17 protein-coding genes are annotated in these 15,326 nt (G+C 67.3%); 1 reads left to right on the top strand and 16 read right to left on the bottom strand.

Annotated elements, in window-relative coordinates:
• Window positions 1-34 precede the first annotated feature (34 nt).
• Genes TTY48_RS06910 through TTY48_RS06970 form a run of 13 tightly spaced genes read right to left on the bottom strand, consistent with a single transcriptional unit; the run spans window position 35 to window position 11,972 of the window.
• Window positions 35-796, bottom strand: coding sequence for an amidohydrolase (locus tag TTY48_RS06910; protein WP_220656793.1), 762 nt, complete (start codon window positions 794-796; stop codon window positions 35-37).
• Complete coding sequence (locus tag TTY48_RS06915) at window positions 789-1,904, bottom strand: AbrB family transcriptional regulator (RefSeq protein WP_220656794.1); 1,116 nt, start codon at window positions 1,902-1,904, stop codon at window positions 789-791. The genes TTY48_RS06910 and TTY48_RS06915 overlap by 8 nt, the downstream gene beginning before the upstream one ends.
• Window positions 1,904-2,950, bottom strand: a complete 1,047-nt coding sequence (locus TTY48_RS06920) for a PrpF domain-containing protein (RefSeq protein ID WP_255585549.1) — start codon at window positions 2,948-2,950, stop codon at window positions 1,904-1,906. The genes TTY48_RS06915 and TTY48_RS06920 overlap by 1 nt, the downstream gene beginning before the upstream one ends.
• Window positions 2,951-2,964: 14 nt before the next feature.
• Entirely contained in the window at window positions 2,965-3,834 is an 870-nt protein-coding gene (locus TTY48_RS06925) for a sterol desaturase family protein (RefSeq protein ID WP_220656796.1), read from the bottom strand.
• 42 nt (window positions 3,835-3,876) lie between these two features.
• Window positions 3,877-4,674: an NAD(+) diphosphatase gene (locus TTY48_RS06930; RefSeq protein WP_220656797.1), complete on the bottom strand. Its 798-nt coding sequence runs from the start codon at window positions 4,672-4,674 to the stop codon at window positions 3,877-3,879.
• Window positions 4,674-5,921: an MFS transporter gene (locus TTY48_RS06935; protein ID WP_220656798.1), complete on the bottom strand. Its 1,248-nt coding sequence runs from the start codon at window positions 5,919-5,921 to the stop codon at window positions 4,674-4,676. Before TTY48_RS06935 ends, TTY48_RS06930 begins: the two co-directional genes overlap by 1 nt.
• Window positions 5,922-5,967: 46 nt before the next feature.
• Entirely contained in the window at window positions 5,968-7,416 is a 1,449-nt protein-coding gene (locus TTY48_RS06940; protein WP_220656799.1) for an NAD(P)/FAD-dependent oxidoreductase, read from the bottom strand.
• Window positions 7,416-8,216 carry a thioesterase II family protein gene (locus tag TTY48_RS06945; RefSeq protein ID WP_255585728.1) on the bottom strand — a complete coding sequence of 267 codons (801 nt, stop codon included), beginning with the start codon at window positions 8,214-8,216 and terminating at the stop codon, window positions 7,416-7,418. Before TTY48_RS06945 ends, TTY48_RS06940 begins: the two co-directional genes overlap by 1 nt.
• The gene (locus tag TTY48_RS06950; protein ID WP_220656801.1) at window positions 8,206-9,084 is read right to left on the bottom strand and encodes an ACP S-malonyltransferase; all 879 of its coding nucleotides are present in this window, start codon (window positions 9,082-9,084) and stop codon (window positions 8,206-8,208) included. The genes TTY48_RS06945 and TTY48_RS06950 overlap by 11 nt, the downstream gene beginning before the upstream one ends.
• Window positions 9,081-9,668 carry a histidine phosphatase family protein gene (locus TTY48_RS06955; RefSeq protein ID WP_220656802.1) on the bottom strand — a complete coding sequence of 196 codons (588 nt, stop codon included), beginning with the start codon at window positions 9,666-9,668 and terminating at the stop codon, window positions 9,081-9,083. Before TTY48_RS06955 ends, TTY48_RS06950 begins: the two co-directional genes overlap by 4 nt.
• Window positions 9,665-10,633, bottom strand: a complete 969-nt coding sequence (locus TTY48_RS06960) for an AvrD family protein (RefSeq protein ID WP_220656803.1) — start codon at window positions 10,631-10,633, stop codon at window positions 9,665-9,667. Before TTY48_RS06960 ends, TTY48_RS06955 begins: the two co-directional genes overlap by 4 nt.
• A complete protein-coding gene (locus tag TTY48_RS06965) occupies window positions 10,630-10,911 on the bottom strand; it encodes an acyl carrier protein (protein ID WP_220656804.1) in 282 nt (93 codons plus the stop codon). Before TTY48_RS06965 ends, TTY48_RS06960 begins: the two co-directional genes overlap by 4 nt.
• Before the next feature lie 56 nt (window positions 10,912-10,967).
• The gene (locus TTY48_RS06970) at window positions 10,968-11,972 is read right to left on the bottom strand and encodes a beta-ketoacyl-ACP synthase III (RefSeq protein ID WP_220656805.1); all 1,005 of its coding nucleotides are present in this window, start codon (window positions 11,970-11,972) and stop codon (window positions 10,968-10,970) included.
• 291 nt (window positions 11,973-12,263) lie between these two features.
• Between TTY48_RS06970 and TTY48_RS06975 the strand changes: the two genes are divergently transcribed.
• Window positions 12,264-12,746 (top strand): transcriptional regulator, encoded by a 483-nt coding sequence (locus TTY48_RS06975; RefSeq protein ID WP_255585551.1) that lies wholly within the window; start codon window positions 12,264-12,266, stop codon window positions 12,744-12,746.
• Here the strand turns inward: TTY48_RS06975 and TTY48_RS06980 are convergent.
• Genes TTY48_RS06980 through TTY48_RS06990 form a run of 3 tightly spaced genes read right to left on the bottom strand, consistent with a single transcriptional unit; the run spans window position 12,725 to window position 15,326 of the window.
• Complete coding sequence (locus tag TTY48_RS06980) at window positions 12,725-13,900, bottom strand: hypothetical protein (RefSeq protein WP_220656806.1); 1,176 nt, start codon at window positions 13,898-13,900, stop codon at window positions 12,725-12,727. The two genes, TTY48_RS06975 and TTY48_RS06980, sit on opposite strands and share 22 nt — an antisense overlap.
• The gene (locus TTY48_RS06985) at window positions 13,897-14,394 is read right to left on the bottom strand and encodes an ImmA/IrrE family metallo-endopeptidase (protein WP_220656807.1); all 498 of its coding nucleotides are present in this window, start codon (window positions 14,392-14,394) and stop codon (window positions 13,897-13,899) included. The genes TTY48_RS06980 and TTY48_RS06985 overlap by 4 nt, the downstream gene beginning before the upstream one ends.
• Entirely contained in the window at window positions 14,391-15,326 is a 936-nt protein-coding gene (locus tag TTY48_RS06990; RefSeq protein WP_220656808.1) for an alpha/beta fold hydrolase, read from the bottom strand. The genes TTY48_RS06985 and TTY48_RS06990 overlap by 4 nt, the downstream gene beginning before the upstream one ends.

The raw sequence follows: 15,326 nt of genomic DNA on the forward strand, positions 1-15,326 counted from the left end.
TAGCGCGGGTTCGATTCCCGTCATCGGCTCCAGGTCATCGCGGTTCACTGATTCGGTAGAACCGCTCGGCGTTGGTGCGGAGCACCGCGTCCGCGTCGTCTCCCACCTCTTCGATCAGCAGATCGATGTCCGCATCCTCGAACGGCCGTCGGGCGCGGGTCGACGGCAGATCCGAGCCGAACATCAGCGCGGTGGGGTCGATGTCCATGATCCGCCGGACGGCCTCCCGCACGTCGAGCTCAACCCGGCCGAAGCCGGTTGCCTTCACGCGGACCCCGCGTTCGACCAGTTCCAGCAGCACCGGCAGCCCGGCGTCCGTCAGCCCGAGGTGATCGACGCTCACAGCGGGGAGACCGCTGATGACGTCCACCAGCTCGGCGAGATCGGCGGCATCGACGTACAACTCGGTGTGCCATCCCGCCACTTCATGGACCCTCCGCGCAAAGGTCTCGAGATTCCCGATGGACTCCGACCCGCCGCGTCGTACGTTGAACCGCACGGCGCGCACGCCGGCTCGATCGAGGTCCGTGATCTCCGCGTCGGTCACCGAGGCGGGCAGTTGGGTGACACCGACGAATCCGGGGCCGAGGCGCGTGAGCGCGTCCCTGAGGTAGGTCTGGTCGAACTCCTGGAAGGACCCCGAGACGACAGCGCCTCCGACCACCTTGAGCCGATCGGCGTGCACCTGATAGGCGGCGACATCGAAGTGATCGGGCAGGAAGCCGTTGTTCTCCACCACCGGAAAGGTGTGGTCGATGATGTGGAAGTGGGAGTCGAAGACGTTGTACTCAGCCATGTTGCAGCTTTCTCTCGGTGACCGGCCGCGATGACGACCGGGGGGTGGGTGACGCCGGAGGCGCAGCGAGCACGCGTGCGGCAATGGCCGCGGCGAGAACCATAGTCAACAGGCGGATCACCTGCAGGGTGCTCACCACCGGCCCGGATCCGGTGTCGGCTGCGGTCGCCATCACGGCGTAGATGCCTCCCGGGGAGGTCGCCAGGTACGCCTCCCCGAGCGGAATGTCCAGCCACATCGCCACACCGAAGGCGAGCGCGAAACAGGCCGCGATCATCACCGCGATGAGGGCGAGGGTGATCGGCAGCAGCCGCAGGAACAGTCGCATCGACGATCGGGTGAACGAGCCACCGGCCTGCCATCCGATGACGGCGTACGCGGCAGCCGTGATCGGGAAGGGCAGATCGAATCGGAGGCTCGGAAGGAGCAGTTCCAGGCCCACTGTGGCCACAAGGGGCGCCAGCAAGTAGGGCGCCGGCATCCGCATCCGCTCGCCGCACAGCCCTGCCAGGCCGATGACGGCGACGACGGCGATCACGCTCTGCCACGACATCGACGGCCCGGTGCTGTGCGTCGGCCCCGCGTGCAGTCCCACCGCGACCAGGACGAAAGGCAGCGTGATCGTGACGATCACCAGCCGGAGGTACTGAGAGAAGGCGACGTACCGATGGTCGACATCCAACTCGGCCGCCATCGTCGAGATGCCGCTGGCACCGCCAGCGAGCGTGGACAGCACTGCGGTCGCGCGACTGATCGTGCCCCGGCCACGCCAGAACACCACGGCGGCACAACCGAGACAGAGCGCGAGAGTCGAGGCGCTCACCACCGCCGACACCGCGAAGTACCCTCTCGCAGTATCGAATCCCACCGCGGCTAGTGGAGCCGCAGCCATGATGCCGACGATCGACTGGGCAGGCCGGAGTACCGCACGGGCTGGCTTCAACTCCCCGCCTCCGAGGACCGCCACCAGACCGGCCGCCACCGTCGCCCCCACGAGCCACGCGCCCGGCATCGCCAGGCCGCTCAGCGCCAGAGCCAGGACGACGGTGGCGGCGACACACAGGCACCAGTGCCGATGAAGCGGATTCACGATGAAGCCCCCGCTCATCAGCTCGCCATCGCCGTGGGATCGGCGAAAACAGTACCGTCGAACAGCTTCCGGGCCGTCCGCCGCAGCGAGGCAGCCGTCGGCTGGCCGTCCGGTCCCAGGTCGACCGCCACCTCCATGATCCCCGCGGGGTGCTCGATGGTGAGCGGCCCGGCCGTCGCGACCGAAAGCACCGAGTCGAGAACGGTTCCGCCCACGCGGGCTGCCGTCGCCAATGCGACGGCACCCGACACCGCGTGCGCGGGATGGCATGTCGTGGGCACGAAGTACCGCGACCGCACCCCGGCGCTCTGCGACGAAGACACCAGCATCACCTTGGGAAGCACGCGCCCCCGGACGTCCCCCATGCCCATCTGGAGCGCGGCCTGGAGCCGCATCGCCTCGATGGCGTCACACAGGTGCCGATCGGCGTCCAGTTCGGCGGGTGACTCGTCACCCACCAGCCCGAACGCGTCAGCACGGGCTATCACCGCACACACCGCCGCGTCGACCGCTGTGTACTCGATACCGCCGACCTCGTTAGTTCCACGCCCCGTGGGGAGGAGTGCGCCCGTGGTACCGCCAGCGAAATCGGTGAACGTCACATCGACCGGCGCCGAACTCCGCGGAACCCCCGCGATCGATTGCTCGCCCTGGTAAGTGACCTCTCCGCCCGGTGTGCGCACGACCAGTTCCACCCTCGCACCCGTGTTGACGAGATTGACCCGGACGGTGGTGAGGGGATCGCCGGCCGGAACCAGCCCCCGCTCCACTGCGTACGGGCCCACGCCGACGAGCAGGTTGCCGCATGTGGGGGTCCAGTCGACGCGCATCGAATCGAGGTCGACCTGTCCGAACAGGTAGTCGATGTCGCATCCCGGTCGCGATGAGGGACCGACGATCGCGACCTTGCTGGTGGTCGTGCTGCCCCCGCCCACGCCATCGATCTGGCGACGGTCGGGCGAGCCCATCAACGTCGGGAGCAGCAGATCGAGATCCAGGCCGGTCGCGTCGAGATCGGAACGCAGGAAGTACATTCCCTTCGACGTGCCTCCGCGCATCAACATTGCGCGCACCGCGATCATCGGACCGGCTCCGAGTCATGCGCAGAGGAAGCAACCGGACGCAGGGCCAGCTCCTTCAGCTGACGACGATGGAAGGGCACGAACAACAATGCCAACATTCCGAGGTCGCGGGAGTAGTCGAGGCCGATCCGCCACTGCGGAGTGCGTCTGCGCGCGTTGTACGTTCCGAACAGCTGGTCCCACCAGGGGAACAGGAAGCCGAAATTGGTGTCGGTGTCTTCGATCTGGTCGTGATGGTGCGCCACGTGCGTCTCCGGGGTGAACACCACGAGCCGGAGCAGGCCTTCGACCTTTCGCGGGACGGCGAGGTTCGAGTGGTGCCAGATCGCGGCGGCGAACGCGACGGTACCGAACACTGTGAGGTAGAGGGGCGGCGCCCCGATCAGAACCGCCACCACCACGAGCACCGCCTGGTGCAGGAGTTCCTCGGCGGTGTGCACCCGGGCACCGGTGGTGAAGTCGAAGTCCTCGTCGAGATGGTGCACTTGATGGAGTCGCCACAGCACGAGGTTTCGATGGCTCAGGCGATGAAACCAGTAGCCGGCGAAATCGAATGCCAGCACGGCGATCACGATCCCGATACCGAGTGGAAGATCGGCGATGCCGACCGGCGGACGGAACTCGTGCAGTCCGGCCACCAACAGGACCGTGAGCGGCGGGATCACAGTGTGGTTGATCACCGTGAAGGCCAGGTTTCGAGCTGTTCGTGGCCCGCGCGGCGCCACTCGGTGCCACCGCGCGGCGCACAATTCCGCGGCGCCCAACAGGACGAGCCAAGCGATCTGAATAGCGAGGAACACAGCACCCTCCAAACTGGTCCGATTCGATCGAGGATTTGAGAGGCCCCATCGACTGTGGGCGTTCACGTTTGTGAACTACATTGATACAACTGCGCTTCGCGCGAAGTGTCAACCCCTGAGACTGTGACCCGCGCCATACGCCGGGGGTCCCGGTGTCCCCGCATCCGCGATGTACCGATCGACCAGGATCTGCGCCAGCCCCGGAGTGTCCGGCAAGGCCAGCGGCCGGCCGCCGACGGTTGCGGTCCCGGTCCGCCGGGCCGCGGCCACCTGATGCCGCGGGAACCAGGCTCCGCGGTCGTGCTCCGCCGCGTCGAGGACCAGAGCTGCGCCGAAAGGCTCCGCAACGGTCACGCTGAACCCCAGCATCAGTGATCCGCTCGGCGGCCAGCTCTCGCTTCCCGCGTACACAGTCGAGACCACGGTGAATCCGGTCTCCTCGGCGACCTCCCGCGCCACCGCCTGCTCCGCTGACTCCCCCGGCTCGACGTAGCCCGCCACTGCACCCCAGCGGTCGCCGGCGGCACCGTGCCTGTGCAGCAGCGCGACTCCCTCAGGGGCGTGGACCAGCGCGAGTACGCACGGGTCGATACGGGTGAAATCGCCTGTCGCCGAGGTGGCTCGCATCGCCAGATGCTTCCATTGCGCCGCCGCCCACAGGGCGGCGCCACGATCCGTCGCCGCGAGCAGTTCGAGTTCCCGGGGCGCTCGAAGCAGCATCGGCATCGTCGCATCGCACTCCTGCGGGCTCGACAAGAGAGCAGCAACGGCGAGTTCTCCGCTGGGAAGGCGCAGCTGCTGATGTCCGACCGCGCGGGCGTCGACGGTTCGAGGCGGGACCCCGATCAGGGAGCCGCGAACGTGCGCCACGTGACCGCCCTCGAACACCGGAATCCACGTGGTCACTAGCGATTCGATAACCTTCCTCCCTTCTCGATCACCACCGACAGGCCCGCGGCGATGAGCGCGAGGAAGGCCAGAGCCACACCGGCCCAGATCACGTCCTCGACGAGCGCCGCACGCCCGTACACGGCGCCGCCGATCGCCGGACCGACAGCGTTTCCCACGTTGAACGCGGACAGGCTGACCGCGACGGCAAGGGTAGGCGCGGCGGCTGCGAATCCGATCACCCGTGCGTTGAGCGCGGCGGTCATGGAGAATCCGCATACTCCCATCAGGGTGACCGCGATCGCCGACGGAATCGCGGAGTGCACCACCGCACGGAAGACGATCATGACGACGATCAGCAGCATCAGCGACACGATGATGTTCTTCAGCGGTGAGCGTTCCGCGAGCCGTCCGCCGATCGAGATACCCACGAAGGTGCCTACGCCGAAAGCGAACAGCACCAGCGGAACGGTGCCCGGGCTCATGTGCGAGACATCGATCAAGACGGGCTGAACGAACGAGTAGACGGCGAACAGGGCGGCCTCGAAGAGCACCGTCGTCGCAAGCGCCGCGTACACGCGCGTCTGGTTGAGCGAGCGCAGCTCCGTCACAGCTATCGAGAACAGTGAGGAGTCGGGAGCATGGGCAGAGGGGATTCGATGCACGACCACGGCAACGAGGACCGCGCTCACCGCGCTCAGCACGCCGATGAAGAGAAAGGCCGACTCCCAGTTGAACTGCTCTCCGATGAAACTTCCCACCGGAACGCCGATCACGTTCGCCAGCGTCATTCCTCCGATGATCACCGCGATCGCCCGAGCCGTCCGCTCGCTGCCCGCGATCGAGACCGCCATCACCGCTGCCACCGTCAGTTCGGTGGCGCAGGCGACCGCGGCGACCACGCGTAGCACCACGATCGACTCGAAGTTCGGCGCCAGCGGCGTCAGCAGGTGCGCGAGAGCGAAGACGCCCGCACTGACCAACAGCGTCACCTTCTTGTCCATCTTGAGCGTGAGCAACGCCATGACGGGTGCTCCGATCAGCATTCCGATCGCGAAGAAGGTGATCAGTTGCCCGACCTGGGGAACGGACACCCCGAGCGATCGGGACATCTGCGTGACCAACCCGGCGATCACGAATTCCGAAGTCCCCAGCGCGAAGACACTCGCGCCGAGCGCGTACACGCCGACGGGCATGCGGCCCGACGGCGGCGCGGTCGCTCCGGGGCCACCGGTTGCGCCGACGCCCGTCTCGAGATCAGTCATTGTCGTCATCTCCATTCGTTGGTGAGTCATCGATGTCGTCGATCTGCTATCGCCAGCCCGCTGCGGCCAGCACGCGAGGCACGTCTCCGACATCGCAGTGATCGGTGACGAGGCCGTCGGGGGTGATCACGATGCAGCCTGGCTGGTCACCCTGCAGGCCGGGTGGGCGCGAATTCCCCAACCTTGAGGCATCGACTATCCGTGCGCCGCCGGACACCTCCCGATCGAGCTCGGCGAGTGACCGCGTCCATTGAGCGGCTCGCCACTCACTTCCCGGCCAGCAGACCACCGTGGGAGCAGCCGGTGCCACGGGAATCCCGAGTCCGACGCCCAGCCCACGATGATTGACGTCGACCCGCTGCCCGACGTCGAACTGTGCGAGCTCCGCGGTACTCATGATCGGTATCGGGCCCGGGTCGGACTCACTCACCGTCCAGTCGTCGACGCGGGAGCTCTGCGCCGAGGTGCGTTGCTCGATCTGGCGCGCCGCCGCGGCGCGCTCGACGGCATAGTCGTCGAGAGAGGATTCGGCCAGCCGTCCCGCCAGCACCGCCGAGAGGCGCCACCCCAGTGCTGCGGCATCACCGAATCCGGTGTTCATGCCCTGGCCCGACGCGGGCGTCATCCTGTGGGCGGAATCGCCTGCGAGAATCAGTCGGCCGGCCCTGAAGGTCGTGGCATGACGCACCTGCGCGCGGAAGCCGGCGGAGTGGTGGACGTGCTCGACCGCGACGTCGAGGTCCGATCGGACGCGAATCAACTCGGTTAGGTCGTCGATTCCGACAGGCACCGCCGGTGTTTCCTGGACGCTCCAAGCGATCCGGTAGAGGTCATCCCCTATCGGGCCCACCGCGAGACTGCCGTCGTGGCCGAAGTAGTAGCGGACCTCGTTGCGCGGCGCTCGGCCCGAGAGGGCGGTGTCGGCGAGGACGAATCGCGCAGGCACGTCGTAGCCGCGGTACTCGGCGCCGATCGCAGCCCTCACCGTGCTGCGGACCCCGTCCGCGCCGACCACCCACGCCGGCGAGATCTCACGGATGCCGACGCTCGTCGTGAGCGTGATGTCCGCGTGGTCGCCGGCGTCCGCAACCGACGTGCATTCCGCGGAGACGAGGGTTCCGCCCAACTCCACGAATCGATGACGCAGGATGTCCTCCACCACGGACTGGCGGACGCTCACGCCGAACCGGTAGCGAGTATCGGGCAGCTCCCCGAGGTCGATGGACCGCAGCCGCATCGCGGCCGTGCTGAATGTGACTGCGTCGATCCGATGTCCGGCAGCTACGACGGCCTCCGAGACCCCCGCGCCCTCCAAGACCTCCAGCGAGCGGGGCCAGATCAAGGTCGCCTTGCTGTGCCGGCTGTCCGGCGCGGGTCGATCGACGACGAGGGCGTCGACGCCGTTGCTTCGGAGGAGACAGCCGAGCATCAGGCCGACGGGCCCTCCACCGATCACCGCCACCTCGGGGTTCTCCGCGATCACGTTGCGGTTCATCAGCCGACCTTCCTCTCGAGTGCGGATCCGGCGGCTCGGCGTCGCTCCGCCGCCCGGAACGCGGCGCCGAGCACCATCGTGACCGGTTCGCGGTTACGCGCCTCGAGGAACGCGAAGTGGCCGCCCGGTACCGCCACGACAGTGCTTGTGCCGCAAGAATGCTGCTGCCATTCGCCCATGGCGGCGGCGGGAGCGATATCGTCGTTTATTCCCGCCAGCACGTACAGGTCCTGGACCACGCGGATCAGGCCGAATCCCGTGGAGCACTGGTCGACGAGCGCGAGGTCGTGATGGAGCCGGGCGTGGAGTTCGTTCCGTATCGCCTCGACCTCGAGTACCTCCGGGGCCGTCATTCCGGCTGCCACCAGGAAGGCCGACAGATCCGTGCTGTCGACGGCCGCCTCCGCGAGACGGTCCCGCTCCCCGGGAGTCTGGCTCGCCACGACCACGCCGTCGCACAGTTCCGGGTGGCACTGCGCCGCTCGGATCGCCAGCAACGCGCCGAGGCTGCACCCGAAGAACACCGTGGCAACGGGAGACCGTTCCGCGAGCGCCCACCGCACCGACTCGACGATGTCATCCACCGCATCGTCCTCCTCATCGCGGGCGCGCGCGTCACGGCCGGTCATGGTCAGCGCCCACACCTCGGTCTCATCGGGGCACAACCGAACGACATCGAGGAGGGCCGATGGGCCGCCGCCTGCATGCGGAAACAGCACCAAGCGATACCGGGGACTAGCTACTGCGGCGAGCTGCACCCACTGGGCACGGGTGCGTCCGCACGGATGATCACGCTGCATCGGCTTCTCCCACTGCGACTCCCGCCGACCAGCCACGCGCTGCGATCATGCGCTCGGCAATACCGGTCAACACCGTTCCCGGACCCACCTCGACGAAGCGCTCCACCCCCGCCTCCATCGCCCGTACCAGAATCTCCGTCCATCGAACGGGCGAGAAGAGCTGTCGCACCATGAGATCCGCGATCGCGGCGCTGTCTTCAGGGAACAGTTCTGCAGTCACGTTGGAGTACACCGGAATACTCGGTGCGGCGAGTCGTAGGCGGGCCAGGACATCGGTGAACTCCCGGGCTGCCGCGCGCATGCTGCGACTGTGGAAGGCTCCGTCGACGTTGAGCCCCACCGCGAGGCCTCCGAGCTCATCGACGCGTTCGCAGAGCACATCCAGGGCGGCGTGGGGACCGGAGATCACCACCTGCCGGTCGCCGTTGTAGTTGGCCACATCGAGTTCGGTCAGTTCCTCGCTCAGGATGGTCTCGACCGCGGACGGCGACACTCCCATCACGGCGACCATTCCGCCCGCCGGCACCGATGCCATCAATCGCCCGCGTTCGGCCGCGAGTCCGACTCCGGACTCGAAGTCCACGGCGCCCGCCGCACACAGCGCGGCGAGCTCGCCGAGCGAATGACCTGCCAGTACGGCCTCGCCGCAGGCGGGATTCCGCAGATACGCCACGTACTCGGCGACGAACACCGTCGGCTGTACGTACTGCGTTTTGCGCAGCAGATCAGCAGATCTGCTCGCCTCACTGATATCGAACCCCGCGATCTCGGACGCCAGTACGACCAGGTCGTGGCGATCGCGAAGTGCCGTCGCGCACATACCGGGGCGCTGCGATCCCTGACCCGGGAACATGACGAGCGCGGTCATGCGCGGACCACCTGTTCGTCCGCCGTCACCAACTGCACAGGTACAACTGCGTCGGGCGCGACGAGCCGCAGTCGCACCGCCTCGAGATTCCGGATCCGAGACCTTTCCCGGGTTCCCGCTAGCAGGCGGAGCACGATCGCGATCAGGGCGCCGTGCGTTACGCAGCCGACGGTGTCGACTCCCGCAGGGAGATCGCGGAGGAAGGAGCGGAATCGGGCAGCCACTTCCAGCGCGGACTCCCCCGCGGGCGGGACGAACCGGGCATCGCCCGCCAGTCGCGCGGCGAGGTCCGGATGATCGCTCCGCAGCGCCTCGGCCGCCATGCCGTCCAAGTCGCCCAGATCTCGTTCCGCCAGCCGCTCGTCGACGTGGAACACACGGCCCGGAAACAAATGGACCGCAGTCTGTTGTGCCCGCAATTGCGGCGACGAATAGTAGGCGTCCGGGACGGGCAGTCCGCGCCCGACCCAGTCGGGTCCGGTCAGGGCTCCGGCCAGCACGGGTCCATCCGATCGACGCCCCTGCAGGAGGTCGGCCTCATTGGCTGCGGTACGCGCGTGGCGCACCAGGACCAGCTCGGTCACCGTGCACCGCCTTCGGGCAGCCTGTGCGCGACATCGAAGGTCGATGCGACGCCGGCGCAGCTCGCGGACCATTCGGACAGGCTCCACCAGTGCCCGTCCATCTCGACCACGCTGTGGTCCTCGACGGCGACGCGCACCTGTTCGGCGTCACTCAGTGGCGTCGGCGCGGCGGTCCGCAGGGCCCGGTAGGAGCGCATCCACAGCGTGTTGCTCCGGGAGCGCGGAACCCCGTCCAACTCGTAGAGCAAGGCCTGCGCAACCTGCGCAACGGCCACCACGTGTTGAACGTCGCCAAGGCTGTCCGGGTATCGGCCTGCGAGCTCGCGATACGCGGAGTCATCGCGCCGTACCGGCACCGTGAGTGTCGCGCTCGCTGTATCGCGACCTAGATCGAGCGCGACGTCAGTCAGGGCGACCTCGCTCCCGTGGTACGCCGTCCCGCCGACCGGAGCGGCGGTAAGCGTCCTGGGTACCTGCTCGATCTGGATGCCACCGGGCACGCGAAGTGTGAAATCGATGCGCATGGAGCCCAACTCAGCGCGGACGACCAAACCGGAGCCGGCGCTCTCCGGGTCCGTCCGGACCGCGGCCCTGACCGGCACCGTCGTCGCATCCTCCTGAGGCGATCCGCCCGCACGCAATCCGAGATCATCGATCCAGGCACCGGTGATCTGCTCGGGGGCCGCGGTGGTCGCGCACCGGAGCAACTCGACACCGAGCAATGCGGCGGTCACCGCGCCGTCGATGGTGGACACGTGCGGGGTGACGCTGCGCTCGCCCTTCGAAGACCAGGCGGCGGGGTAGTCGATGGCCATCGAGCCCGAGACCCGGACGCTCTCGCCGTCGACGGTCGCCTCGCGGAGCCTGAGGGACTGATGGACGTCGCGGTAGCGGCTTCCGAAGAAGCGATCTGCGCCAGGGCCGAGCGCGTCGTCGATCGAACGGTGGAGTACGGGGGCGCTCATGCCCGAACCTCGCCGGTCAGCGCACGCGAGTGCACCGCGTCGATGACCGATCCGACGCTGTCTGCGCCGGTGATCTCGTTGGCGGCGAACTCCACGCCGAATCGCTTCTTCACCTTCATCCCGAGCTGCACGATGCCCAGGGAATCGACGTACAACTCGTTGAAGGTCCTCGCCTCGACCGCATCTTCATCGGCGGCATGGCGGCGGACCAGGTAGTCGCGGATGAAGGCGGCCACTTCGGTGCGCTCCGGCGACTGGTTGACGAGATCTGAACTCATGATCGGTTCCTTCCGGATGCGTGATCTGGTTAGCGACTGAGAACGGCGGGACTGCGCTATGTGGCCGTGGTGGAGAGGGCGGGCCAGGTGAACGTAGTTGCGCCCCAAGACGCTCCCGCACCGAATGCCGCCAGCATGACGCGATCACCGCGATGCAGACGTCCGTCAGCCAATGCACGGCCGAGCGCGAGAGGGATGGATGCGGCAATGGTGTTGCCCGCCTGATCGATGTCGACGATCACCCGGTCGGGCCCGAGCTCCAACTCGTCGGCGACAGCGTCGATGATTCGCCCGTTGGCCTGATGCGGAACGAAGATCGCGACGTCGTCGACACTGAGACCGTTGCGGTCCAGTGATTCCCGAACGGCTTCGGACATTCGTTCCACTGCCTGAACGAACAGCGGCTTGCCGTCCATAGTGATGAACGGCGTGGTGGACCCGAGAGACTCGGACGCCCGATCGCGGCCGCCGTATCCGGGCATCATCACGAGATCGTGATGCAGGCCGTCCGCGCCGAGCACTACATCACCGAGAACACCGTCACTCTCGAGGTCGTCCGCGGACTCGATCACCACGGCACCCGCTCCATCGGCGAAGATAGCGGCCGTATTCCGATCGGTCGGATCGGTGAAACGACTCGCGGTCTCAGCGCAGACCAGCAGAACCCTACGCGCACCACCCGAGCGGACGATGCTCGCCGCAACCTGGAGCCCGTAAAGGAATCCCGTACAGGCGGCGCTGATGTCGAAGGCCGGAATGACCCCCAGGCCCAGCGCCTCGGCCACGATGGGCGCCGTCGGCGGGGAGATGAAGTCCGGTGTCGCGGTGGCGAGAATGAGCATGTCGACATCGCGGGTCCCCGCGGATTCGAGCGCTCCGACGGCCGCGCGAAGGGCGACATCGGAGGTCGCTTCGCCGGGTTCGGCCCGGCGACGAGTGATGATGCCGGTCCGGCTCGTGATCCAGTCCGGATCGGAGTCGATGGACGTGCAGATCGACTCGTTGTCGACGATACGTTCGGGACGATAGGTACCCAATCCGCTTATTCGGGCAGCGAACACGATCGAAACCCCTTCCTCGGTCGGGCGTCCCGGACCTGCGCCCGAGCCGTCCCCCCAACCGGCAGTGTCCACAATTGTGAACACGACCGAGTAGACGCCCTCGCAGCGCGACCCGTCAAGCGCGACCGACTGTGATTCAGCACACCCACACCCGGGTTGACCGCAGGGCCACCAGGATGTTTACTGTTCAATGACCGTTCACAACAGCGAACGATCACCATGTCCCGGCTTCCTCGGGACCGATGCGCTGCCCGCGACGCGGGTAGCATCGGCCCCAGCGAGCTGGACCGCGTGGGGGGAAGCAAGGACTGGCGACTGCAAGTGACACCCGACGCAACGGCACAAGAGATGAAACGAACCTTCACCGAATCCCTGAACGAGCTCTTCGACAATCGCGAGGAGGCGACCGGCCGCCGTCAGTCGCTGAGCGAGTTCCTCTCCGATTTCGAGCGCGTGACCGGCACCCGCATCAGCAAGGGGTATCTCTCCGAACTCCGCAGCGGCGTCGTGACCGACCCGCGCCTGGAGCTGATCCGCGCATTCGCTCGATACTTCGACGTTCCCGCCAGCTACTTTCTCGGTGACGGCGACGAAACCGATTCCGCACATGCAGAACTCACACGATCGTTGACAGCTGCCGGCGCGCAGATCGGACTGCGCGCCGGTGGTCTGTCAGAGCAGTCGATGCGCGAGTTGACACGGCTGATCGACGATCTCCGCGAGCAGGAGGGGCTGGCCGCCGCCGACGACGACTACCCCACGGCCGAACGCTGACCCTGCTCCGCCAGTGCGCCAAGGACCCGGGCACACGCGCTCGCCGAGCCCTCGCCACGGGCGACGGCAGCGCGGAATGCGTCCGCTGATCGGAAGACAGACTCGAGATCGGCGGTTCGGAGCTTTCGGAAGTGCAGCAACGGGGTATCGAGCCCTATGACCGACGGATCGTCGTGCAGATCGATCGAGGCGTCGCCGGGCCCGCGCCCCAGCGGCGCCGCCGCGTCGAAGATCGCGACGACCGCGGCCGTGAGATACGCCGACATCGCAGCGGGCGAGAGGTATTCCGTCCATCGAGGGGAGGCGAAGCCGCCGCTGACGGCAGTCTCCGTCTCACTCACGGCGGCGACCAGCGGGCGCAGTCGCAGGTAGTCGCGCACGTCCGCATAATGCCGGGTAATCCGGTCGCCGAACAACCCCACTTCGACGAACCCGAATCCCGTTGCATAGACCAGGGCACCGATCACGTGGGCGTAGAAGGCCACAGTTTCCACGGCGCCCCCGACGGGCGAGCCGGCCGGAAGCCACGCATGCCAGTACGGCGATCCCAGTCGGCAGATCGCGAAGAAGGCGATCATGGCGGAGCCCATGCAGACCAGAATCAGGCCGGATCGCGCTCCGCGCGAGTCGATTCGGCCGATCTGCGGGACGCAGACCGCCAGCACCGCTACCTTGGTCGCCAGCATCGATCCGGCGTAGGCGACGATGTAGATCCGGCCCGGCACCGTGGGCTCGACGGCGACGATGTAATTGGCCTCCGACGGACCGGGATACAGCACCACGAAGCATGTCACCAACGTTCCGATGGCGAGCGCGCCGAACGCGGCAACCGCCAGCACTGTCCGGCGCGGCACCCGGCCCCAGAGCCAGTAGACCACCAGCAGCAGCATGAGGCAGTTCCAGAGCACCCCGGAGACATGGGTCAGCAGCGCCACCAGATGCTGGATACCGAAGGTGGACTTGAGTTGCGGCATGAAGATCGAGGCCGTGAACTGGTAGAAGAGCATCCCCACCGCGATCGTCGCCAAGGGCAGCAGGAGCCGGACGCCCCCGCGGCGACGCTCGGTGCGGATCCCCGCTAGCGCTGACAGAGCGATGATTCCGAAGGCGACCACTGCGAGCTGGTAGCCCCAGAGGTACTCCGCGCGAGTCACTTCCACACGCGGCCCCCGGCGAGGGTATCGGTGATGCGGTCGGCTGCCGTTCCCGGATCGGTGGTGCGGACCGAGCGCACCCGCAGGAGATGTGACAGTCGTGCGGCGAAGTACTCCGCGGCACGTTCATCACCGGTCGACGCGGTGCAGGTCGCCCCTTCGGCGATCTCATCCGGGCCCGCGAGACGGTGATCCAGAATCACATGGCCGAGTTCGTGGAAGACGGTGAACAGTTGATGTGTGCCCGGTGTGGCTCGATCGAACATCACCACATCGCCCTGGCCGAGCCTGACGACCATGCCGAAGACAGCGCTGGCACCGAAGTCCGCAGGCATCAGCCTGATCTGCCTGCCCGTACGGGCGGTGAGCAGTTCGATCATGTCTCCGAGTGTCGGGCCGGTCCCGGTGAAGTCGAGCCCCGCGACGAGTTCGGCCGCAGCCCGCTCGACCGCGCGGCGCTGGCCCCACCGCAACTGCGGCGCCCACGCGCTCATCGCACCGGGGGCCGATCATCCGAGTGCTCCCGCAGCCAGCTCGCCAGCAGCGAGAAGACGGCATCCGGCGCCTCGCGATGCGGGAAGTGGCCGACGTTGTCGAGCACGACCCGGCGATAGTCTCCAGCGACGTGATCAGCTGTGCCCTCAGAGGCCTGCGGCGCGACGCACCCGTCAGCTCCGCCGTGGATTACCATTGTGTGGCAATCGATCCGGGAGGAACCCTCGATGGCTTCCGACACGGCATCCAAGGAGGCGGGAATGTCCTCACCGCCCCACCACCAGCGGTGCCCGTAGTAGCCGGCTGTGACGGCCCCCCAGGAGGCACCGAAGGACCCGATGGTGGCGTCGAGATCGTCGGAAGTGAATGCCCAGTTCGGCGACCACTGGTGCCAGAGGAGTTCGACGAGGCCGCTCCGATCGGACTCGAGGTAGCGCGCTCCCATGGGCGTGTTCAGCAGCCAGTGGTACCAGAATCGATGCAGGTGATCCGGGGGCGGAAGCTGGGGTGCATCGGACCGTGGCGACCATCCCGCTCCGAGCAACGTGGTTGTGGAAATCCGTCCCCCGCGCCACGACGCGGCGAGATTGCCAGCAGCCATGGCTCCCCAGTCGTGCCCGATAAGGTGCACGGGTTGATCCGAGGCGAAGATCTCGACCAATTCGCGGAGTCCGGTCACCAGCGCGGGCAGGGTCGCCACCACCTCGTCGGACAGACCCGTCGCCACCGATGAGTCCACTCCCGGCCAGGCGGGCACCACGACGCGGTACCCGTCGTCGGCCAGGCGGGCCGCGATCGACGCCCAGGATCCCGGATGATCGGGCCATCCGTGGATCAGGAAGACCGTCGGGCCGGTGACACCGTAGGACGCGACGTCGAAGGTCGCGATCGACGTCGAAACACGCTCGCGCCACAGTGCGGGTGGATTCAC

This window comes from Tsukamurella sp. TY48, from assembly GCF_019656655.1.
GTDB lineage: Bacteria > Actinomycetota > Actinomycetes > Mycobacteriales > Mycobacteriaceae > Tsukamurella > Tsukamurella strandjordii.

What these genes read in the sequence shown, in the direction of transcription:
- TTY48_RS06945 (WP_255585728.1), bottom strand. Translation starts at nt 8,216, where the DNA reads ATGCAGCGTGATCATCCGTGCGGACGCACCCGTGCCCAGTGGGTGCAG.
- TTY48_RS06915 (WP_220656794.1), bottom strand. Translation starts at nt 1,904, where the DNA reads ATGAGCGGGGGCTTCATCGTGAATCCGCTTCATCGGCACTGGTGCCTG.
- TTY48_RS06910 (WP_220656793.1), bottom strand. Translation starts at nt 796, where the DNA reads ATGGCTGAGTACAACGTCTTCGACTCCCACTTCCACATCATCGACCAC.
- TTY48_RS06985 (WP_220656807.1), bottom strand. Translation starts at nt 14,394, where the DNA reads ATGAGCGCGTGGGCGCCGCAGTTGCGGTGGGGCCAGCGCCGCGCGGTC.
- TTY48_RS06935 (WP_220656798.1), bottom strand. Translation starts at nt 5,921, where the DNA reads ATGACTGATCTCGAGACGGGCGTCGGCGCAACCGGTGGCCCCGGAGCG.
- TTY48_RS06920 (WP_255585549.1), bottom strand. Translation starts at nt 2,950, where the DNA reads ATGTTGATGCGCGGAGGCACGTCGAAGGGAATGTACTTCCTGCGTTCC.
- TTY48_RS06940 (WP_220656799.1), bottom strand. Translation starts at nt 7,416, where the DNA reads ATGAACCGCAACGTGATCGCGGAGAACCCCGAGGTGGCGGTGATCGGT.
- TTY48_RS06965 (WP_220656804.1), bottom strand. Translation starts at nt 10,911, where the DNA reads ATGAGTTCAGATCTCGTCAACCAGTCGCCGGAGCGCACCGAAGTGGCC.
- TTY48_RS06960 (WP_220656803.1), bottom strand. Translation starts at nt 10,633, where the DNA reads ATGAGCGCCCCCGTACTCCACCGTTCGATCGACGACGCGCTCGGCCCT.
- TTY48_RS06950 (WP_220656801.1), bottom strand. Translation starts at nt 9,084, where the DNA reads ATGACCGCGCTCGTCATGTTCCCGGGTCAGGGATCGCAGCGCCCCGGT.